The organism is Burkholderia sp. BCC1644 (assembly GCF_902833225.1).
In the GTDB taxonomy this organism is placed as follows: domain Bacteria; phylum Pseudomonadota; class Gammaproteobacteria; order Burkholderiales; family Burkholderiaceae; genus Burkholderia.
Genome location: NZ_CADFEI010000010.1, coordinates 265927 through 285738, shown reverse-complemented (window position 1 = coordinate 285738; position 19812 = coordinate 265927). Strand labels below are relative to the sequence as shown.

General features: G+C 68.5%; 24 protein-coding genes. 3 read left to right on the top strand and 21 right to left on the bottom strand.

What is annotated here, in order from left to right:
* Positions 1 to 37: 37 nt before the first annotated feature.
* The 12 genes from HWX87_RS21790 to HWX87_RS21735 all read right to left on the bottom strand — a co-directional run bounded on the left by HWX87_RS21790 (position 38) and on the right by HWX87_RS21735 (position 8908).
* A complete protein-coding gene (locus HWX87_RS21790; RefSeq protein ID WP_122167969.1) occupies positions 38 to 895 on the bottom strand; it encodes an ABC transporter permease in 858 nt (285 codons plus the stop codon).
* A 38-nt stretch (positions 896 to 933) separates the two neighbouring features.
* Positions 934 to 1731, bottom strand: a complete 798-nt coding sequence (locus HWX87_RS21785) for an ABC transporter ATP-binding protein (RefSeq protein ID WP_040142661.1) — start codon at positions 1729 to 1731, stop codon at positions 934 to 936.
* Between the two features lie 112 nt (positions 1732 to 1843).
* Complete coding sequence (locus tag HWX87_RS21780; RefSeq protein ID WP_176049218.1) at positions 1844 to 2848, bottom strand: ABC transporter substrate-binding protein; 1005 nt, start codon at positions 2846 to 2848, stop codon at positions 1844 to 1846.
* Positions 2849 to 3014: 166 nt separating this feature from the next.
* Entirely contained in the window at positions 3015 to 3797 is a 783-nt protein-coding gene (gene fliR, locus HWX87_RS21775) for a flagellar biosynthetic protein FliR (protein ID WP_176049216.1), read from the bottom strand.
* A gap of 29 nt (positions 3798 to 3826) precedes the next feature.
* Positions 3827 to 4099, bottom strand: a complete 273-nt coding sequence (fliQ, locus tag HWX87_RS21770) for a flagellar biosynthesis protein FliQ (RefSeq protein ID WP_176049214.1) — start codon at positions 4097 to 4099, stop codon at positions 3827 to 3829.
* 19 nt (positions 4100 to 4118) lie between these two features.
* Positions 4119 to 4880 (bottom strand): flagellar type III secretion system pore protein FliP, encoded by a 762-nt coding sequence (gene fliP, locus HWX87_RS21765; RefSeq protein WP_176049212.1) that lies wholly within the window; start codon positions 4878 to 4880, stop codon positions 4119 to 4121.
* Between the two features lie 36 nt (positions 4881 to 4916).
* The gene (fliO, locus tag HWX87_RS21760; protein WP_176049210.1) at positions 4917 to 5495 is read right to left on the bottom strand and encodes a flagellar biosynthetic protein FliO; all 579 of its coding nucleotides are present in this window, start codon (positions 5493 to 5495) and stop codon (positions 4917 to 4919) included.
* Entirely contained in the window at positions 5492 to 5983 is a 492-nt protein-coding gene (gene fliN / locus HWX87_RS21755; RefSeq protein ID WP_176049199.1) for a flagellar motor switch protein FliN, read from the bottom strand. Before fliN ends, fliO begins: the two co-directional genes overlap by 4 nt.
* Entirely contained in the window at positions 5976 to 6974 is a 999-nt protein-coding gene (gene fliM / locus HWX87_RS21750) for a flagellar motor switch protein FliM (protein WP_176049197.1), read from the bottom strand. The genes fliN and fliM overlap by 8 nt, the downstream gene beginning before the upstream one ends.
* Before the next feature lie 22 nt (positions 6975 to 6996).
* Positions 6997 to 7533: a flagellar basal body-associated protein FliL gene (gene fliL / locus HWX87_RS21745; protein ID WP_176049195.1), complete on the bottom strand. Its 537-nt coding sequence runs from the start codon at positions 7531 to 7533 to the stop codon at positions 6997 to 6999.
* A gap of 162 nt (positions 7534 to 7695) precedes the next feature.
* Entirely contained in the window at positions 7696 to 8418 is a 723-nt protein-coding gene (locus HWX87_RS21740; RefSeq protein WP_176049193.1) for an LrgB family protein, read from the bottom strand.
* 13 nt (positions 8419 to 8431) lie between these two features.
* Positions 8432 to 8908: a CidA/LrgA family protein gene (locus tag HWX87_RS21735; protein ID WP_176049192.1), complete on the bottom strand. Its 477-nt coding sequence runs from the start codon at positions 8906 to 8908 to the stop codon at positions 8432 to 8434.
* Between the two features lie 140 nt (positions 8909 to 9048).
* On the opposite strand from HWX87_RS21735, the gene HWX87_RS21730 reads away from it, so the two are divergent.
* Positions 9049 to 9975, top strand: a complete 927-nt coding sequence (locus HWX87_RS21730; RefSeq protein ID WP_174940291.1) for a LysR family transcriptional regulator — start codon at positions 9049 to 9051, stop codon at positions 9973 to 9975.
* Positions 9976 to 9998: 23 nt separating this feature from the next.
* On the opposite strand, the gene HWX87_RS21725 is transcribed toward HWX87_RS21730, so the two are convergent.
* The 4 genes from HWX87_RS21725 to HWX87_RS21710 form a co-directional block, all read right to left on the bottom strand.
* The gene (locus HWX87_RS21725) at positions 9999 to 10385 is read right to left on the bottom strand and encodes a type II toxin-antitoxin system VapC family toxin (RefSeq protein WP_176049190.1); all 387 of its coding nucleotides are present in this window, start codon (positions 10383 to 10385) and stop codon (positions 9999 to 10001) included.
* Positions 10382 to 10630 carry a type II toxin-antitoxin system prevent-host-death family antitoxin gene (locus tag HWX87_RS21720; protein ID WP_176049188.1) on the bottom strand — a complete coding sequence of 83 codons (249 nt, stop codon included), beginning with the start codon at positions 10628 to 10630 and terminating at the stop codon, positions 10382 to 10384. The genes HWX87_RS21725 and HWX87_RS21720 overlap by 4 nt, the downstream gene beginning before the upstream one ends.
* 111 nt (positions 10631 to 10741) lie before the next feature.
* Positions 10742 to 12301, bottom strand: a complete 1560-nt coding sequence (locus tag HWX87_RS21715; RefSeq protein ID WP_176049187.1) for a DHA2 family efflux MFS transporter permease subunit — start codon at positions 12299 to 12301, stop codon at positions 10742 to 10744.
* A 177-nt stretch (positions 12302 to 12478) separates the two neighbouring features.
* Positions 12479 to 12964 (bottom strand): MarR family transcriptional regulator, encoded by a 486-nt coding sequence (locus HWX87_RS21710; RefSeq protein WP_176049184.1) that lies wholly within the window; start codon positions 12962 to 12964, stop codon positions 12479 to 12481.
* A 175-nt stretch (positions 12965 to 13139) separates the two neighbouring features.
* Here HWX87_RS21710 and HWX87_RS21705 point away from each other — a divergent pair, with 175 nt between their 5' ends.
* Together HWX87_RS21705 and HWX87_RS21700 are read left to right on the top strand one after the other, a co-directional pair.
* Positions 13140 to 13424 carry a multidrug ABC transporter ATPase gene (locus HWX87_RS21705; protein WP_176049182.1) on the top strand — a complete coding sequence of 95 codons (285 nt, stop codon included), beginning with the start codon at positions 13140 to 13142 and terminating at the stop codon, positions 13422 to 13424.
* 269 nt (positions 13425 to 13693) lie between these two features.
* Complete coding sequence (locus tag HWX87_RS21700; RefSeq protein ID WP_176049181.1) at positions 13694 to 15265, top strand: efflux transporter outer membrane subunit; 1572 nt, start codon at positions 13694 to 13696, stop codon at positions 15263 to 15265.
* Positions 15266 to 15286: 21 nt separating this feature from the next.
* Here the strand turns inward: HWX87_RS21700 and HWX87_RS21695 are convergent, their stop codons facing one another.
* From HWX87_RS21695 to HWX87_RS21675, 5 genes are read right to left on the bottom strand one after another with little or no spacing between them, the layout of a single operon-like run.
* On the bottom strand, positions 15287 to 16075 hold the full coding sequence (locus tag HWX87_RS21695) for a type II secretion system protein N (protein WP_176049179.1): 789 nt from the start codon (positions 16073 to 16075) through the stop codon (positions 15287 to 15289).
* 35 nt (positions 16076 to 16110) lie between these two features.
* Positions 16111 to 16617, bottom strand: a complete 507-nt coding sequence (locus HWX87_RS21690) for a type II secretion system protein M (RefSeq protein ID WP_176049177.1) — start codon at positions 16615 to 16617, stop codon at positions 16111 to 16113.
* On the bottom strand, positions 16614 to 17987 hold the full coding sequence (gene gspL, locus HWX87_RS21685; protein WP_176049175.1) for a type II secretion system protein GspL: 1374 nt from the start codon (positions 17985 to 17987) through the stop codon (positions 16614 to 16616). Before gspL ends, HWX87_RS21690 begins: the two co-directional genes overlap by 4 nt.
* Positions 17988 to 18013: 26 nt before the next feature.
* Positions 18014 to 19147, bottom strand: coding sequence for a type II secretion system minor pseudopilin GspK (gene gspK, locus HWX87_RS21680; protein ID WP_176049172.1), 1134 nt, complete (start codon positions 19145 to 19147; stop codon positions 18014 to 18016).
* Between the two features lie 2 nt (positions 19148 to 19149).
* Positions 19150 to 19809 carry a prepilin-type N-terminal cleavage/methylation domain-containing protein gene (locus HWX87_RS21675; protein WP_176049170.1) on the bottom strand — a complete coding sequence of 220 codons (660 nt, stop codon included), beginning with the start codon at positions 19807 to 19809 and terminating at the stop codon, positions 19150 to 19152.
* Positions 19810 to 19812 lie beyond the last annotated feature (3 nt).

Below are 19812 nucleotides of genomic sequence, written 5' to 3'. Positions count from 1 at the left end.
GGTCGGAAGTGTCATGTCAGGCGTCCGTCGGCAGCGTTCAGAACGCCGCGGGTCGCCACTTCAGCAGCCGCTTCTCGAGCCAGGTCAGCAGATAGTCGGCGGCCAGCGCGACCACGGCCAGCACGATCATCGCCGCGAACACGCCGCTCGCGTTGAACGCGCCCTGGGCGGTGGAGATTAGCAGCCCGATGCCCTGCTTGGAACCCAGGAATTCGCCGACGACCGCACCGACCAGCGCGAAGCCGAAGCTCACGTGCAGGCTGGCGAGAATCCAGCTCAGCGCGGACGGGATCACGACGGCCGTGGTGATCTGCCGGCGCGACGCGCCGAGGATCTGCGCGTTCGCGATCAGGTAGCGGTCGGCTTCGCGCACACCCTGGAACGCGTTGCCGAACACGACGAAGAACACCATCACGACGGCCAGCGCGATCTTCGACGCCATCCCGAGGCCGAGCGCGATCACGAAGATCGAGCCGAGCACGACGCGCGGAATCGAGTTCGCGATCTGGATGTACAGGCCGAACACGTCGGCCATCAGCTTGTTGCGGCCGAGCACGATCCCGCAGATCACGCCGGCGACCGAGCCGATGATGAAGCCGATCCCGGTTTCCTCGAGCGTGACCCACACCTGCGTGAGCAGCGGGCCCTGCGACGTGCCGTTCACGAACCAGTCCTGGATCTGTTCGAAGATCAGCGACGGCATCGAGAAGAAGAACGGATCGATCCACTTGAGCCGTGCGGCGAGTTCCCACCCGCCCAGCACGATGACCAGCACGGCGATCCGCAGCGTGACGATCAGGTTGCGTCGGCGTCGCAGCCGGCGTTGTGCGGCGCGCTCGTCGTCCTCGAGCGTCGTCGCCGGAATGGCGGTGGGGGGAAGCGTCATGTCGGTCATGCTCCTGTCCTTGCTGTCCTTGCCGTGCGGCGTATGCGTCAGCCGATCTGCACTTCTTCGCGCAGGTCGTGCCAGATGTCCTTGGAAATTTCGATGAAACGCGCGTCGTAGCGGATCTCCGACGTGACGCGCGGGCGCGGCAGGTCGATCTCGTACACGCGCTTGAGCGTCGCGGGGCGCGCGGTCAGCACGAACACGCGGTCGGCGAGTGCGATCGCCTCTTCGAGATCGTGCGTGACGAACACGACCGAGCCCTTGTTCGCGGACCAGAGCTGCAGCAGCTCGTCCTGCATCAGCGTGCGCGTCTGCATGTCGAGCGCGGAGAACGGCTCGTCCATCAGCAGGATTTCCGGCTGGTTGATGAAGGTCTGCGCGAGCGCGACGCGCTTCCTCATCCCGCCGGACAGCTGGTGCGGGTAGTGCTTCGTGAACTTGTCGAGGCCGACCTTGCGGATCCACTCCTCGGCCTGCGCATACGCGACGTCCTTCGAGCGGCCGCGAAACAGCGGGCCCGCCGCGACGTTGTCGATCACGTTGCGCCACGGGAACACCGCGTCGGCCTGGAACACGAAGCCGATGCGCGGATCGATCCCGTCGACCGGGCGGCCCATCACGCGCACTTCGCCCGACACGGGCTTGAGCAGCCCGGTGATCAGGTTCAGCGTCGTCGACTTGCCGCAGCCGGTCGGCCCGACGATCGCGATGAACTCGCCGCGCGCGACGCTCATGCTGAAGTCGCGCAACGCGACGGTGGCCTTGCCTTCCGGCGAAATGAAGCGGCACGACACGTTGCGAAACTCGATCGCCGGTGTGCTCGGGGAGACTGCCTGGTTCATCGCATGGATCCTGCGGGTGAAAAGGGCATCGCATCGTGGCGACGCCGGGCCGGCCAGCCGGACCGGAACGGGGAACGCACGGCGGCGGGATCGCCGCCGCCGGCGCCGCTGCTTACTTCGCGTTCACGAAATCGTTCGTGAAGGTGCGCGCGAGGTCGATGTGCTTGCCCTTCACCGACGGGTTGAACGCCGACAGCACCTTCAGCACGGTCGCCGGGCCGTCGGCCGGCATCTTGCCGTCGGCCGTATACATCGGCAGCGACGCCTTCAGCGCGGAGACGTACAGCGCCTTGTCCTTCTGGTAGTCGGCCGGCATCTTCGCGGCGATCTCGTCGGCGCTGTGCGTATGGATGAACTGCATCGTCTTCGCGAACGCGTGCGCGAGCTTGGTCGCTTCGGCCTTGTGCGAATCGGCCCAGGCCGACTGCACGTACAGGCTCGCGGCCGGGTAGGTGCCGCCGAGCGCGGCGCGCGTGCCCTCGACGGTGCGCATGTCGACCAGCACCTTCGCGTCGCCCATCTTCTCGAGCGCGGACACCGTCGGTTCGGTCGTCATGCCCGCGTCGATACGGCCCTGCTTGATCGCGGCGATGAAGCTCGCGTCGGCGCCGACCGGCAGCATCGTGTACTGCGTCGACGGCACGCCGTGCGCGAGCGCGAGGTATTGCGTGAGGAAGCTCGTCGACGAGCCGAGGCCCGTCACGCCGAGCGTCTTGCCCTTCGCGTCGGCCATCGACTTGAAGGTCGGCGCGGCCTTGGTCGACACCATCTCGACTTCGCCCGGCACCTGGCCGAACACGGCGATCGCCTTGACGTCCTTGCCCTTGCTCTGCAGGTCGATCGTGTGGTCGTAGAAGCCGACGACGCCCTGCACGGCGCCCGCGAGCAGTTCGTTCTCGGCGTCGACGCCGGCCGGCTGCGACAGCAGCTCGACGTCGAGCCCTTCGGCCTTGAAGTAGCCGAGTTCCTGCGTGAGCCGCGCGGGCAGGTAGATCAGCTTCGCGATCCCGCCGACCATGATCGTGATCTTGCCGCCGTCGTCGGCGAAGGCGGGGTGAGCGGCAAGCGCGCAGCTCAGGCTGGCTGCCACGGCGAGGGTGCGCAGGATGGGTCGCATCGGGTCGTCTCCGTTCGTTGTATTCGTCTGGCGCGATGCTTGCTGCATCGTCACGACGAGTATAGGGAGACGAAACCTTCCGCTACCTTTCGCGGGCGGGCGATTCCTTTAGGGGTTTTCCAGCAACGGGGGGCCGGAACAGGCCGGCAACGGGGGCGGGATGCGCTCAGCGCCAGCCGGTCAGCACGCGCCCCATCGTGTCGAGCCCCATATCGAAGAGGTGCGACACGAACGGCACGAGGTTCGGGATCATCAGTTGCACGAGCAACATCCCGACGAGCATCGTGACGGGGAAGCCGACCTGGAACACGCCGATCTGCGGCGCCGCGCGGTTCAGGATGCCGAGCGCGAGGTTCGCGATCAGCAGCGCCGCGACGACCGGCAGCGCGAGCAGCAGCCCCATCTCGAACACGGTCGCGCCGAACGCGGCAAGCGTGCGCCAGCCGGGCGCGTGCAGCAGGTCGGCGGACACCGGCAGCGACTGGAACGACGCGGCGAGCGCCGCGAACACCTGCAGGTGGCCATCCACCGCGAGGAACGCGAGCATCGCGATCGCGTTCAGGAAGCGGCCGAGCACCGGTGTCGCCCCGTTCGAATGGGGATCGAAGAAGGTCGCGAAACCGAGCCCCATCGACAGCCCGATGAAGTCGCCGGCGGCCTCGACGGCCGCGAACACGAGCTGCATCGTGAAGCCCATCGCGATGCCGATCAGGAACTGCGTGACGACGATCCAGATGCCCTGCGCGGAGAACACGGTGACGTCCGGCATCGCGCCGAGCGTCGGCGCGACGACCAGCGCCATGAACGCGGCGATGGCGATCTTCACGCGCATGGGCACCGACGCATGGCCCACGACGGGCGCCGTCGCGACGAGCGCCAGCATCCGCACGAACGGCCACAGGAAGGCGGTGAGCCAGCCGTTGAGCTGCGCGTAGGTAACCGAGAACATGCCGGCCCGATCGTGCGCGTGCGCGCGGCTCAGCCGACGCCGAGCGTCGCGACGTGCAGCAGCGTCTGCCGCAGGTAGTCGAGCATCGTCGTCAACATCCACGGCCCGGCGATCACGAGCGTCGCGGCCACCGCGAGCAGCTTCGGGATGAACGACAGCGTCGATTCGTTGATCTGCGTCGCGGCCTGGAACAGGCTCACGACGAGGCCGACCGCGAGCGCGACCAGCAGCAGCGGGGCCGCGAGCAGCAGGCCGATCATCATCGCCTGGTGCGCGAGGGTCATCACTTGTTCGGGCGTCATCGCGCGAATCCTCCGCCGCTTACGTGAAGCTCTGTGCGAGCGAGCCGATCAGCAGCTGCCAGCCGTCGACCAGCACGAACAGCATCAGCTTGAACGGCAGCGACACGGTGGACGGCGACACCATCATCATCCCCATCGACATCAGCACGCTCGCGACGACCATGTCGATGATCAGGAACGGGATGAAGACCGTGAAGCCGATCTGGAAGCCGGTCTTCAGCTCGCTCGTGACGAACGCGGGCACCAGCAGCGACAGCGGCACGTCCTCGGGGCCCTGCATCGGCGCGGCCTTCGAGATCTTCGCGAACAGCGCGAGATCGGTCTCGCGGGTCTGCTTCAGCATGAAGGTCTTGAACGGCGCGAGGCCGCGCTGCACGGCCTGCTCCATCGGCATCGAGCCGTCGGAGAACGGCTTGTAGCCGTCGTTGTACGCACGGTCGAGCACCGGCGACATCACGAAGAAGGTGAGGAACATCGCGAGGCCGACGAGCACCTGGTTCGGCGGCGTCGTCGCGGTGCCGAGCGCCTGGCGCAGCAGCGACAGCACGATGATGATGCGCGTGAAGCTCGTCATCATCAGCACCATCGCCGGCAGGAACGACAGCATCGTGAGCAGCAGCATCGTCTGCACGCTCAGCGAATAGGTGGTGCCGCCATGCGGGCCCGGGCTCGCGTTGAACGCGGGCAGGCCGTTCGCCTGCGCGTACGCGAACGCGGGCGCGAGGCAGAGGATCAGCACGGGCGCGACGCGCGCCGCGCGATGCAGGAATGCGTGTTTCATCGGAATGCGGAGACGGAAAGAGGGCGCGGCGCCATGTCAGCGGTCCTTGCCGCGACCGAGGCGCTTGGCGGCTTCGCCCGCGAGCGCGTCGCGAAACCGCGAGCCGAACGTGCCGGGCAGGCCGCCGTCGGACGGGGTGCCTCCGGCGGGCGCGTCGGCCGAAGCCGACGCTGAAGCCATTGCAGGGGCCGCCGCCGAGCCGGCCGGCAGCGTATGCAGCAGGCGCACGTTGCCCGGCGCGACGCCGAGCACGAGCCAGGTGTCGCCGATCTCGACGATCGTCGCGCTTTCCTTCGTGCCGACCGCGACGCTCGACACGACCTTCAGCGGGCCGCCGCGCCGCGCGGGCTGGAAGCCGAAGCGGCGCGCGAGCCACGCGCACGCGAACACGAGGCCGATCACGACCGCGAGCCCGACGAGCGTCTGCAGCACCGCGCCGAAGCCGAGCGACGGCGCGGCCGAGCCGACCATCACGCTCGACGCGATCGAGCCGGCGTTGTTCACCGCGTTCATGTCGGCGGCGCCGGCCGGCGCGCACGCGAGCGATGCGACGACGGCCAGCGCCGTCGCTGCGATCGCGTGGTACGCGCGGCGGCCGGGCTGCACGACATTCATCGGTTCAGCTTCCGGATCCGTTCGGCCGGCGTGATGATGTCGGTCAGGCGGATGCCGAACTTGTCGTTGACGACCACGACCTCGCCCTGCGCGATCAGGCAGCCGTTCACGAGCACGTCCATCGGCTCGCCGGCGAGGCCGTCGAGCTCGACGACCGAACCCTGCGCGAGCTGCAGCAGGTTGCGGATCGCGATCTTCGTGCGGCCGAGCTCCACGGTCATCTTGACCGGGATGTCGAGGATCATCTCGATGTCGTTGTGCGTCGAGCTCGCCGCGGCCTTCGACAGCGGCTGGAACACGCCGGCGCCCGTCGCGCCCGCCTGCACCGGCTGCTGGTTCTGTTCGGCAAGCGCGGCCGCCCAGTCGTCCATGCCCGGATCTTCCTCCGCCGCGGCCGGTGCCGCCTGCGCGTCGGCAGCCGAAGCCGCGAGGGCCGCGTCGGCCATCGCCTGGATGTCGTCGTCGGGCGTCTGGTTCAGCTCACTCATATCCACCTTCCTTCATCGCATCGCCCGCGCTGATCATCTTCTGCACGCGCAACGCATATTGACCATTGAAAATTCCGTAACCGCATTCCATCACCGGCACGCCGTCGACCTTCGCGGTGATCGTGTCCTCGATCTCCAGCGGCAGCACGTCGCCCGCGCGCAGGTTCAGGATCTTTTCGAAGGTCGACGAGATCTCGGCGAGATTCGCGCTCAGCTCGACCTCGGCGGCCTGCACCTGCTGCGACAGCACGCGCACCCAGCGGCGGTCGACTTCGAGCGCCTCGCCCTGGATCGGCGAACTGAGCACGTCGCGGATCGGCTCGATCATCGAGTACGGCATGCAGATGTGCAGCGTGCCGCCCGTCGGCCCGAACTCGATCGAGAACTGCGTGACGATCACGATCTCGTTCGGCGTCGCGACGTTCGCGAACTGCGTGTGCATCTCCGAGCGCACGAATTCGAACTGCAGCGGCCGCACGCTCTTCCATGCGGCCGTGTAGTGCTCGAACACGAGGTTCAGCAGCTTGCCGATGATCCGCTGCTCGGTGGCCGTGAAATCGCGGCCCTCGACGCGCGTGTGAAAGCGCCCGTCGCCGCCGAACAGGTTGTCGACGACGAAGAACACGAGGTTCGGGTCGAACACGAACAGCGACGTGCCGCGCAGCGGCTTCACGTGCACCAGGTTCAGGTTCGTCGGGATCGGCAGGTTGCGGGTGAACTCGCTGTACTTCTGCACCTTCACCTGGCTGACGGAGATTTCCGCCGTACGCCGCATGAAGTTGAAGATGCCGATCCGCAAGAGGCGCGCGAAACGGTCGTTGATGATCTCGAGGCCGGGCATCCGGCCGCGGACGATCCGCTCCTGCGTCGCGATGTTGTAGGGGCGGACGCCCGATGTGTCGCGCTGCTCGTCGACTGCATCGGTTTCGCCCGTGACGCCCTTGAGGAGGGCATCGACCTCCTCCTGGGACATGAACTCCTGGTGACCCATACGCGCTCCTTTCTCGGCCGCGTTACTGGACGACGAACTCGGTGAACAGCACGTCGTCGACCTTCGCGCGCTGGTTGCCCGGCTGGGTCGGCTGCTCGATCAGGTCCCGCAGTTCCTTCGCGAGCGAACGTTTGCCGTCCGGCGTCGCGAGTTCCTCGGGATGCTTGTTCGACAACGCGAGCAGGATCCGGCTGCGGATCTCCGGCATCCGCGCGGTCAGTTGCTCCTGTGCCTTCGGGTCGGTGAGCTTCAGCGACAGGCCGACGCGCAGGTAGTGCTGCGCGCCGTCGTCCGACTGCAGGTTCACCGTGAGCGGGTCGAGCGGGAAGAACACCGGCGCGGCCAACGGCGGCGGCTCGGCGGGCGCGCTCGCATGGCCGACGCCTGCCTTGCTCAGGAACACGTACATGCCGCCGGCTGCGGCAGCGGCCGCGCCCAGCGCGACGATGGCGATGAGTGCGATGCGCTTGAACTTGCCGGACGAAGCCGGCTTGTCGGCGGTCGGGTTTGCGGTCGTGGAGGCCATGTGAATGCGTGCGTGATGTCTCGTAGCATGCATTGTTCGGCATCCGGGCCGAGCCCGATGGGCGGAAAAGAGGGGGGATTTGCGGCTATCTCAGCCGATTGTCGGCCGGGTGTCGGCCGGATGCAGGGTATCGGGGCCGGCAGAACGCGGCGGTGCGGCATGCCGGGCGGGCGTTGGCCGCCCGGCGCGGGGGTGTCAGATCGGCAGCAGCGTCAGCAGCGGCGCGATCAGCACCATCGCGACGCCCGCGATCATCATCGTCAGGCTCGACACGACGCCTTCCTCGCTGCCGATCTCGCGCGCCTTCGCGGTGCCCACGCCGTGGGCGGCCGCGCCGAACAGCGCGCCGCGCGCGAGCCGCGTGCGCATCGGCACGAGTGCGAGCACGAGCTCGCCGAGCAGCATCCCGCAGATGCCGGTCGCGATCACGAACAGCGCCGTGAGGTCCTTCGGAGCGTGGATCTTGTCCGACACGGCGAGCGCGAACGGCGTCGACACCGAGCGCGTCATCAGCGAGCGCTGCAGCTCGGGCGACAGGTGCAGCAGCTTCGCGAGCAGCAGCGATCCGCACACGCCCGCGCCGATCCCAACCGCGACGCCGACCGACAGCGACAGCCAGTGGCGGCGGATCAGGTCGCGATATTCATAGATCGGCACCGCGAACGCGATCGTCGCCGGGCCGAGCAGCCACATCAGCCAGCGCGTGTCGCGGAAGTAGACCGAATAAGGGATGCCGGTCAGCAGCACGAGCAGCACCAGCACGCCCGGCACGAACACGAGCGGCGAGAACAGCAGTGTCTTCTTGTAGGCGTAGAGGCGCTTCGACGCGAAATACAGCACGACCGTCAGCACGAAGCAGCCGAGGGAGATCGCGGTGTTCACGCGGTCGGCGGGCAGGTTCGATAGCGCGGCTAGCATGGGCGGCTCCGGCTCAGTGCGCGGACACGGCGCTCAGGCGCGTGCGGCGGCGCTCGGCGAACACGCGCTGCACGGCGAGCCGGCGTTCGAGCTTCGCGGCGAGATCGACCGCGACGGCTACCGCGACCATCACGAACGCGGTGCCCGCGAGCATCACCAGCGCGATGCGCCAGCCGTCCTCGCGGAACAGCCCGCCGTACTGCACGGCCGCGACGGCGGCCGGCACGAAGAACAGCAGCATGTCGGACAGCAGCCAGTTCGCGCCGTCCTTCACCCATGCGGGCGCGACGCGGCCCGAGAACAGCAGCACGAGGAGCACCGCGAGGCCGATCACGCCGGACGGAATCGGCAGCCCGACCTTGCGCACGGCCCAGTCGACCGCCATCCACAGCGCGCCGAGCGCGGCGGCCTGCAGCACGATCCGGCCCGTATGCGCGAGGCTGCCCGAGGCGGCAGGGCGGGCGGCGGCAGCGGTGGTCGGCTTGGTCATGGCGGGCTCCATACAGATAGTGCGTCGATGGAGGGAGTATAGGGTTTCCCCTAACCATAAATAAAATGACTTGTCTCTATCCTTATCATTCCAATTCGGAATTCATCTTTTGATTGCCGCACCAATTTGGGGAGACGTCGATGGAATTGCGCGCGCTGCGGTACTTCGTCGAGGTGGTTCGCCAGCAGAGCTTCACGGCGGCCGCCGACAAGCTGTTCGTGACGCAGCCGACCATCAGCAAGATGGTAAAGGCGCTCGAGGACGAGATCGGTTCGCCGCTGCTGCTGCGCGACGGCCGGCAGATGGTGCTGACCGATGCGGGGCGGATCGTGTTCCAGCGCGGCCAGGACGTGCTCGCCGCGCAGGCGCAGCTGCAGTCGGAGCTGAACGATCTCGGCACGCTCGGCCGCGGCGAGCTGACGATCGGCATCCCGCCGCTCGGCGGCTCGCTGTTCACGCCGATCATCGCCGCGTACAAGCAGCGCTACCCGAACATCGAGCTGAAGCTGTTCGAGCAGGGCGCGCGGATGATCGAGGCCGCGCTGACGTCGGGTGAACTGGAACTCGGCGGGCTGCTGGAGCCGGTGGATCCCGGCACCTTCGAGCGGCTGCCGATGGTGCGCGCGCCGCTGTGGCTCGTCGCGCCGCGCGAGTCGCGCTGGGAGGACCACGCGGCCGTGCCGCTCGGCGATCTCGCGCGCGAATCGTTCGTGTTCTATGCGGAAAGCCTCGCACTGCACGACGCGGTGCTCGATGCGTGCCGGCAGGTCGGCTTCACGCCGTCGATCGTGAGCCGCAGCGGCCACTGGGATTTCATGGCCGCGCTCGTGCATGCGGGCGTCGGCATCGCGCTGCTGCCCGAGCCGTACTGCCGGCGGCTCGACGCCGGCCAGTTCACGTGCCGGCCGATCGTCGAGCCGGAGATCACGTGGGCGATCGCGCTCGGCTGGCTGAAGAAGGGCTATCTGTCGCACGCGGCGCGCGCGTGGCTCGACGTCGCGCGGGCGACGCTGCCCATCGCGCCCGGCGACGATCTGGCGTTCGGCGGGTTGCGGGCGAGGGAGTGACGGCCGGGCGATGCCCGGCGCAATCAGACGTGCTGGATCGGCCCCGGATAGCGGGCGACGGTATGGTCGTGCGTGAGCAGCGTAATGCCTTCCGAGATCGCCTGCGCGACCAGGAGACGGTCAAACGGATCGCGGTGGATCGACGGCAGTTGTTCGACCGCAAGTGCGTGTGCGCTCGTGATCGGCAGTTCCACATAGCCGACATCGAGGAGATTGCGGCGAAGCACGTTTGGGTCCACCTGGAAATCGTCGCGATCCAGTCCACGCTTGATGACGATCTCCCAGAGGCTCGCAACGCTGAAAAGCGGGGTGCAGGCGGGATCCTCGATGAGCACACTGGCGCGAGCGGGCAGTTCGGCCGCGCCGGCTGCCGCCCAAAGAAGCAGGTGTGTGTCGAGCAGCAACTTCATGCGTCACCCTCGAACAGCTTGCCGATTTCGTCGCCCCCCATCGTGTCGAAATCGTCCGGAACGCGGATCTGCCCCTTCATGAAGCCGATCCGGCTCGGCCGGACGGGATCCGGCGTATTGATCGGAACCACCTTGACGAGCGGCTTGCCTGCTTTCGCGATCACGAACGGCTCGCCGGCATGCACGGCCTCATCGATCAAACGCGACAGGTTCGTCTTCGCGTCATGCATGTTGTAGGTATGCATCGCATTCTCCAATTGAACTAAGTTCAAATATTTTTCTAGCTTAGTTCAATCGAGAAAAGCAATCAAGGCCAGCCCCTCCGCCGAGAGGGCCAGCCCACCGTCCCACCGATTTCAATGCCCCATCGCGGGCCCCGCCCCCTTCTTCGGCTTCGTGATCCACACGAGCACCGCGAGCGCGCCGAACATGAACGCCGACAGCAGGAAGAAGTCGTTGGTCGCCATCATGAAGCCCTGCTGCGTGACGAGCTGGTTGAGTTGCGCGTTGGCCGTCTGGCCGACGATGCCGAGCTGCGACAGCGCACCCTGGTAGTCGGTCGTGCTCTGCGCATACACGCTCACCGATTCAGACAGCCGCGCATGGTGGTAGATCGCGTCGTTCTCCCAGAACGTCGAGCTGGCCGCGGTGCCGATCGCGCCGGACAGCGTGCGCAGGAAGTTCGACAGCCCCGATGCGCTCGCGAGCCGCTCGTCGGAGATGCTCGACAGCGTGATCGTCGTCATCGGCACGAAGAAGCACGCGACGCCGATCCCCTGCACGAGCCGCGGCAGGATCACGTGGTTGAACGGCACGTCGAGCGTAAACGTCGAGTTCCAGATCGACACGCCCGCGAACACGATGAACGCGAAGCTCGCGACCATCCGCAGGTCGAGCCGGTGCATGTTGCGGCCGATCAGCGGCGACAGCACGAGCGCGAGCAGCCCGACCGGCGCGGTCGCGAGGCCGGCCTTGCCGGCCGTGTAGCCCATCACCGTCTGCAGCCATAGCGGGAAGATCACGACCGAGCCGAAGAACGCCATGAAGCCGAACGAGATGATCATCGCGCCGAGCGCGAAGTTGCGGTCCTTGAACAGCGACAGGTCGACCACGGGCTCCTTCTCGGTCGCCTCCCACACGAGCATGAACGCGAGCGAGACGACCGCGATCAGCGCGAGCGCGACGATGAACGACGAGTTGAACCAGTCGCGGTCCTTGCCGAGGTCGAGCATCATCTGCAGGCACGACACGCCGATCACGAGCAGCGCGAGGCCGATCGCGTCGATCCGCTGCTTCGACGTCTTCGTCTCGCGGCCGCGCAGCAGGAAATACGCGCAGGCCGCGGAGAAGACGCCGATCGGCAAATTGATGTAGAAGATCCACGGCCACGTGTAGTTGTCGCTGATCCAGCCGCCCAGCAACGGGCCGAAGATCGGCGCGACGATCACCGTCATCGCCCATAGCCCGAGCGCGAGCCCGCGCTTCGCGGGCGGATAGCTGCGCATCAGGATCGTCTGCGACAGCGGCACCATCGGCCCCGACACGAGGCCTTGCAGCAGCCGGAACGCGATCAGCGTCTCGAAATTGGTCGCGAAGCCGCACAGCGCCGACGCGATCGTGAACGCGAGCACCGACAGCGTGAACAACCGCACCTCGCCGACCCGCCGCGCGAGCCAGCCGGTGAGCGGCACCGCGATCGCGGACGCGACCGAATACGACGAGATCACCCACGTGCCTTCGCTGGTCGCGACGCCGAGGCTGCCCGAGATGGTCGGCACCGCGACGTTCGCGATCGACGTGTCGAGCACTTCCATGAAGGTACCGAGCGCGAGCCCGATGGTGAGCAGCGCGAGCGTCCCGCCGGACAGCGGCGCGGGTGCGGCGGGGGAGGCGGCGGATGCCGTGGTGGCGGACATCGGAATCTCCTAGACGCGGCGCGCACGACGCGCCGGCACAACGGCCGGGCGTGCGACGCAGCGCAGCCCGGCCGGGTGGAACGAAAAAGGGAAAAAGCGGAGCGCGTGTCCTGTCATCTTCTGCCCAGACAGAGAAATAAGCGAATGCTTAACCTAGACATGGGGCCTCCGCGCGCATCAGGCGTCTTCGTCGGGCTTCGGGCAGCCGGTCGAACCGGGCCCGTTGGCGATGAAGCGTTGCAGCAGGCCGGTGAGCGTCGCGAGTTCGTCGGCCGAGAAGCCGTCGAGCTGCGCGTTGAGCGCGGTCGCGACGAGCGACGGCAGCGCGCGGGCGGCTTCGGCACCGCGTTCGGTCAGCGACAGCTCGATCATCCGGCGATCCTGCTCGCTGCGCGAACGCGCGATCAGCCCCTTGCGTTCGAGCCGGTCGAGCATCCGCGTCATCGAACCGCTGTCGTACGACATCTTGCGCGACAACTCGAACGGCGTGCGCGCATAGCCGCGCGACAGCAGCAGGATCACGCCGATCTGCTGCGCGGTGAGGTCGAGCGGTTCGAGCGCACGGTCCATCCGCTCGACGAGCGCCTGCTTCGCCTTCGACAGGTAATAGCCGAGGCTCGTTTCCAGCGCGATGTTCTCGGGATCGTAAAGGCCGCCGGTCATACGATTGCGCGCGCAGCAATAGTGCGTTTCAGGTTAAAACGCGCCCAGTATCTTGAAAAATGATTGCTTAGTCAATATTATTTGAGGCAACCAGTTACGACGTGCATGTTGCACTGCCGGAGACGATGTTCTGACCGATTCGCCCGCGCTGCCGGGCACCCCGAGGATGTTCGCGATGCTGTCCCTGAAAAATGCCGCCGGCGCGCTGCGCCGCAACCTGACCGATACCGCTCATCATGTATTTTCCGGGCCGCACCGCGGCTGGAAGATCGCGTTGTACGTGACGATGCTGGTCGTGCCGGGCGGCTCGCTCGCGGCGCTGGGGTTCGCATGGTTCGATCATCGCCGGCAACGCAACGCGAAGGGCGGCGCACGCCGCACGAGCCAGCCGGCCGCCACGGAGCCGTCGACATGGCGGTCCGCCGCCGAGCCCATCCCGGTGCCGGTGCGCTGCCACTGACGCCGCACCGCCCCCGCTTTCCCGCCTGATCCGACCGGGCGCCCGCCGCGCCATGCGTGGCCGGCGCCACACGCCTGCGTTCCCGCAAGCGATCCGTAATGGCCGGTAAACCGGCCGTCCGCGCCGGTAACACATTCCGCCCTTCGCGCACCGTACCCTTAGGGCTGCGCAGCTTCCCCGCCGTCAGTTACCATTTGTCCGCCAGCGGCATGACGACCGCATCGCGCGACGCCGCTCGCCGGCCGTCACGCCCAGACAGGAAAACCACGATGCCGTACGCCTCCCTCCCGCGCGCCCTTCGCCCGCTGAGCGCCGCCGTCGCCGTTGCGACGGCCGTGCTGCTCGCCGGCTGCGCCGTCGGGCCCGACTATCACCGGCCCGACACGTCGATCCCCGCAGCCTTCAAGGAAGCGCCGGCGGGCTGGAAAGTCGCGCAACCGGCCGACCGCTCCGACCGCGGCGCGTGGTGGACGGTCTACAACGATCCGCAGCTCGATGCGCTGATCGGCAAGCTCAACGCATCGAACCAGACCATCGCGCAATCGGCGGCCGCCTACCGGCAGGCACGCGCGCTCGTCACCGAGGCGCGCGCCGCGTATTTCCCGACCGTCGGGCTGACCGCGTCGGGCTCACGTGCCCGCACGCCGCGCACGTCGGTGTCGTCGGGCTCGTCGTCGAGTTTCGGCAGCGGGTCGTCCGGGTCGATCAACAACAGCTACAGCGTCGGCCTCGATGCAAGCTGGGAACCCGACCTGTGGGGCAAGGTGAGCCGCACCGTCAGCGCGCAGCGCGCCGGCGAAGCGGCGGCGGCGGCCGATCTCGCGAATGCGCGGCTGTCGCAGCAGGCGCTGCTCGCGCAGACCTATTTCCAGCTGCGCACGTCCGATGCGCTGCAAAAGCTGCTCGACGACACCGTGAAGTCGTACGAACAGTCGCTGAAGCTCACGCAGAACCAGTACGCGCAGGGTGTTGCCGCCCGCGCGGACGTGATCCAGGCGCAGACGCAGCTGCAGAGCGCGCAGGCCGCGCAGATCGATAACGGCGTCGCGCGCGCGCAGTACGAGCACGCGATCGCGACGCTGATCGGCGAACCGGCGTCGACCTTCTCGCTGCCGCCGAACCCGCTCGCGGCCGAGCCGCCGATCACGCCGGTCGACGTGCCGTCCGCGATCCTCGAGCGCCGGCCCGACATCGCGGCGGCCGAACGGCGTGCGGCGGCCGCGAACGAGCAGATCGGCGTGGCGATCGCCGCGTTCTTTCCCACACTCACGCTGTCGGCCACCGGCGGCTTCCAGAGCTCGGTGTGGTCGCAACTGTTCACGCTGCCGGCGCGTTTCTGGACGGTTGGCCCGCAGCTCGCGGCCACGCTGTTCGATGCGGGGCTGCGCGCCGCGCAGACCGACGCCGCACGCGCAACCTACGACCAGGACGTCGCCGCGTATCGCCTCGCGGTGCTCACCGCATTCCAGGACGTCGAGGACAACCTCGCGTCGCAGCGCATCCTCGCGCAGGAAATCGACGTGCAGCGGCAGGCCGTCGACAGCGCCGAACACTCGCTCGCGATCGTCACGAACCAGTACAAGGCCGGCACGGTCGCGTACCTGAACGTGCTGACCGCGCAAACCACCGCGTTCACCGCGCAGCAGAAGCTCGCGACGATCGCCGGCCAGCGGATGGCGTCGTCGGTCGGGCTCGTGAAGGCGCTCGGCGGCGGCTGGGATGTGTCGGACATCGCACGCGAGAACGGCGGCATGGCGGCGCCGGCAGCCGTGCCGGCGTCCGGTGCGGCTGCGCCCGCGGCCACCGCACCGTCGGCCGCGACGCCGCTCGCGCAGAAGTAAGGGAAGCGTGCGACGCGCGCGTCAGCGCTGCGCGTCGCCGAAGATCAGCGATACCTCGTTGTTCCCGATCGGGTGGCCGAGCAGGTTCAGCAGCCCGGCGAGGTTCGCCTGCTGCTCGGGCGCCGCATGCGCGGTGCCGCGAAACGATCCCTGGCCGGCGCCGAAGTTGCCGTGCCCGTCGAGGAACAGCGGGCCCTGCGTCGTCGACACGTCGAGATCGGCGCCCGCGCCCTTCGCCTGCAGCACCGCGCGGTACGAACCGAGCGGCTTCACGCGCGACACGCGCGAACTCATCGAGTCGATCGTCACCGTCAGCTGGCCGAACGCGTTGTTGCCGAACAGGCGCCAGTCGCTCCAGCCGACCCGCACGTCGCCCTGCAGGTCGAGCGTGTTGAACGGCGTGCCAAGCCCGGCAAGCAACGACGCGGGCACGGCCATCGTGCCCGCCGACAGCACCGCGCCGCGCCACGTCGCATCGAGCGTCACGGCATCGGGCATCGCCTCGGTCTGCCGCATGCGCATCTGCACGCGCCCGGTCAGCAGCGGCCAGAAGCGCGTGGTCCATTCGACCCGGCCAGGCAGCAGCGTCGCCGCGCTCTGGTCGGCACCCGGCGCGAGCATCAGCGTGCCCGAGCCGTGCCACAGCGACCCGTCCGGGTCGACGAGATTCACGTGTCCGCCGGTCGCGCGCGCAAACTGCGGCGCGATCCACGCGGCCGGTGCGAGCGCGACGAGCGTCACCGCCGTCGCCAATCCGCCCGCCAGTACCCACGGCAATACGGCGGTGAGCCGCTTCATCCCCGGCCTCATCGGCCGACCGCCGCTTGCGTCATCCACTGCGTCATTTATTTCTGTACGGAAGGTTGCATCACGGCCGTCAGGTCGACCTGGCCGTCGTCCTTCAGCGCGGTCGCGTGCGCCTCGCCGACCTGCACCTTGAACTGCCGGCGCGCATCGTCGAGCCACTGCGTCCACGCCGGGAACGACACGTTCTTCATCTGCACCTGCACGCCGTTGCCGACAATCTGCACCTGCGCACCCTGCAGCCCGTGATCGGACAACGATGCGGTCAGCGCGTCCTTCAGCGCGAGGCCGGTCGGCGCGACGCCTTGCGCGGCGGCCGCCAGCGACTTCGCCTCGTTAGCCTGTGCGGTCATCTGCGCGAGTTCCTGACGCATCGCCGGCAGCGCGCGCTGGATCCGGGCGCGGCCTTCCTGCGCGGGCGACCACAGCACCGAATACGCAATCGCGACCGCCAGCACGGCGCCACCCCAGCCGAGCAGCGTCCTCTCGCGCGGCGAGCGCTCACCCCAGAACTGGGCCAGCGTCTGGTTCAGTTGTTCGGTTTTCATGAGCGGCTCCGGATCGTCCATTTGCCCGTGTTGCTGTCGACTTCGCCGGACAGTCCGTTACGCGCGAGGCGCTGCGTGAAATCGGGATCGACCTTGACTTCCGGCTTGAAGCCGACGTCGAGCCGCCGGTCGTGATAGTCGAGGGACGCGATGCCGTTCAGCGGCAACGCGCCCATCGAACGCGACAGCCCGCTCGACAGCGAGAGGAAATCGTTCGGCGACAGTTCGCCGGCCGCGAGCCGAAGCTGGTCGAGCTGGCGCTGCATCTGCGCGGGCGGATCGAGCACCGTCGTCGTCTTCGGGAAGGCGGACAGCAGCGTCTCGGTGATCTGCGCGGACATCGCATCGCGCTCGCGAGACAGCTTCCACCAGTGCAGGTTCATCCCGATCACCGCGACGCCGAGCGTCGCCGCGACGAGCGCGAGCGGCACGCGCAGGCGCTTCACCGTTGCGCGGTCGAAGCGCCACGGCTGCGACTCGAATTCGAACTGGCACAGATCGAACTTCTCGGCGAGCGCACGGCGCGCAAACGTGTCGAACGGCAGCGGGGCGGCGCCCGGCAACAGCACCGCGTCAGGTCGGCCGACCGACGCGAGCCGCGGCTCCGCGCCCGGTTCGCCGAGTTCGTACAGCTCCACATCGCCGCCGCGTGCGAGCGCGGTCAGCGTGCCGGCCGCGCGCGCTGCGGGCGCCGCGAAGCCTTCGCCGAGTGCGCCGCGCGCCACGGCGAGTTCCAGGCGCGGCGCACCGGCCGCGGCCGGCTGCGCGCCAGCCTCGACGAGCACCGGTTCGACCGACGTCGCGAGTCCGAGCACCGCGGCGACCGTCGCCGGACGGGCAGCCGGCTCGACGGCATCCGTGGCGAGCGCGGCCGTGTCGGCGTGCTCGCCGTCGGCCGGCGCAATCAATGCCGTTTCCGCCGGCGCGCGCGGCGCCGGCAGGCAGCGCGTTGCGGGTACCGCGCTCAGGTGCCGGTGGCCGGCCGCCGTGAACGCTTCGCAGATCGTGCGGAACCACGCGCGATCGACGACGGCCAGCACGCGGCGCCCGTCGGGCAGCGCGGCCGGATCGAGCGCGATGTGGCAGCCGAGCGGGTCCTGGATCAGCTGATCCTCGACGATGTTCGGCAACGCCTGGCGCAGCTTCGGCCCTTTCAGCGGCGGGACGGTCGCGGCCAGCAGCAGCACGTCGCGCGCGGCGACGATCAGGACCGTCGCGTTCGCGCGCGGCAGCAGCGCGAGCGCGGCGCGGCCGGCGCGCTGCACCTGGCCGGCCTTGTCGACGAGCGTGAACGGCAGCTCGGGCCACTGCCATTCCTGCAACGGCACGGCAGGCTCGCGCGGCGGCAAAGAAACAATCAACGTGCTCACAAGAGCTCCTCTCCCGATTGGCGTCGTTATAGCTGGTCGCGGATACGCACGACCCGCGTCGAGTGCGTGGTCGGATCACGATACACGAGCGAGGTGCGGTCGACCTCCGCGCGATCGTGCTGGATCCGGCCATGCACGATGAAATAACTCGAATTGACGTCGACGAGGCTCGAATCGATCGTCACGTTCGGCGCACCGGCGCCGCGCAGCGCAAGCTGCACGTCGCCGACGTTCCGGAAAAACACGGTCTCGCGGCGCGACACGAGCGCCTGCGCGGACGACACGCTCATCCCCGGCACCAGCGACGCGATCACTTCGGCCGGCGCGGTGTTCATGTTCACCGGCGTCGTGGTCGGCAGCACGGTGACGAACGGGCGCAGCCGCGCCACCATCTCGGGCGTCACGCCATCGACGTCGAGCAGGCTGTCGACGCTCGTCATCATCAGCGGTGCGGGCCCGCGATCGCCGCCGGACATGCCGGGGTCGTCGGTGAAGTCGCCGCCGCCCTGCTGGTCGGTCGTCACCGGCGCGGTCGCGGCGTTCGCCGCGGTACCGCCGCCGCCGGGCAGGTTCGGCATCTGGAAGCGCGTCGCCGAATGCAGCAGGCCCGCGCGCACCTGCAGCGCGATGCGCTTCGCGAACGCGCCGTCGTAGCCGAGCGTCGTCAGGAGGCGCTGGAACGCCTGGAGCTGCGTGACGTTCAGCTGCAGCACGCCGGGCGCCGGCGACGACACGAGGTTGCGCAGGTTGAACTTCGCCTGCGCGTCCTCGATCGAGCCGGAGATATAGGTGTCTTCGCCGCCGCCATCGTTGGGTGCGCCGATCCGGCCGAGGAAATCCGACAGCTTCGTCTTCGCGATCGGCACGCCCCAGATTCCGCCGAGATAGGTGATGCCGGGCGCCGTGTCGCCTTCGGAGCGCAGGATCATCCGCGTCCAGTCGAGCGCGCCGCGCGCGACCCACTGCGCCTGCGCGATCACGCGCTGGTTTTCGATGCGGCGGATCTGCACCTGCTGGCGCCACAGCATCCCCGAGACGAGGATCGCGGACAGCGCGACGACCAGCAGTGCCGTGATGATCGCCGCGCCGCGCTGGCGGCGGGCACGCGCGCGACCGGCGGCGCGGTTGAAGAAGGGGGGACGGGAAAGGCGCGCGCGCATCGTCATTCCCCGACGAGGAAGATGCGCGTGACCGGCACGCGCAGCGACGTCGCGCCGATGCTGACCTGCAGCCCCGTCACCGCGCGGGTGGGCGGCGCGTTGCCGATCTGCGGCACCTTGAGCGCATCGTTGTTTTGCGCGAGCGCGTCGTCGGCCGTCTGCAGGTTGGTGGTCCAGCCCACGCGCGGCACGTACAGCTTCGCGTCGATCGCGCCGACGCCGCCCATCAGCGCGACCCAGCTCCAGCCTTCGACGCTGCTGTCCTTCAGCGTGCTGCGCAGCCGGTTCGCGTCGTCGATCGGCGGCGATGCATAGCGCACGACGCGCCCGCCGGCGATCCGGTAGCGGACCACCTGCAGCCGCGGCGCGGCGCCCGGCACCTCGAGTTCGCGCACGATCTGCAGCGTATTGCCGGCGACGCCGATCGCCGGCTGGCCGGCTTCGTCGTCGGTCGCGGCGAGCCGCGCGTCGATGCGCATCTGGTCGAACATCTGCGCGAACACGCGCTCGTCTTCCATCGCGGACGCGACCTTGTCGCGGCCGCGCATGATCTGGTCGAGCCCGCGCCACGCGAGGATCGCGACCACCGCGAGGATCGCGATCGCGATCATCAGCTCGATCAGCGTGAAGCCGCGGGCGCGGCGGGCGGACGGGCGTCGCATCGG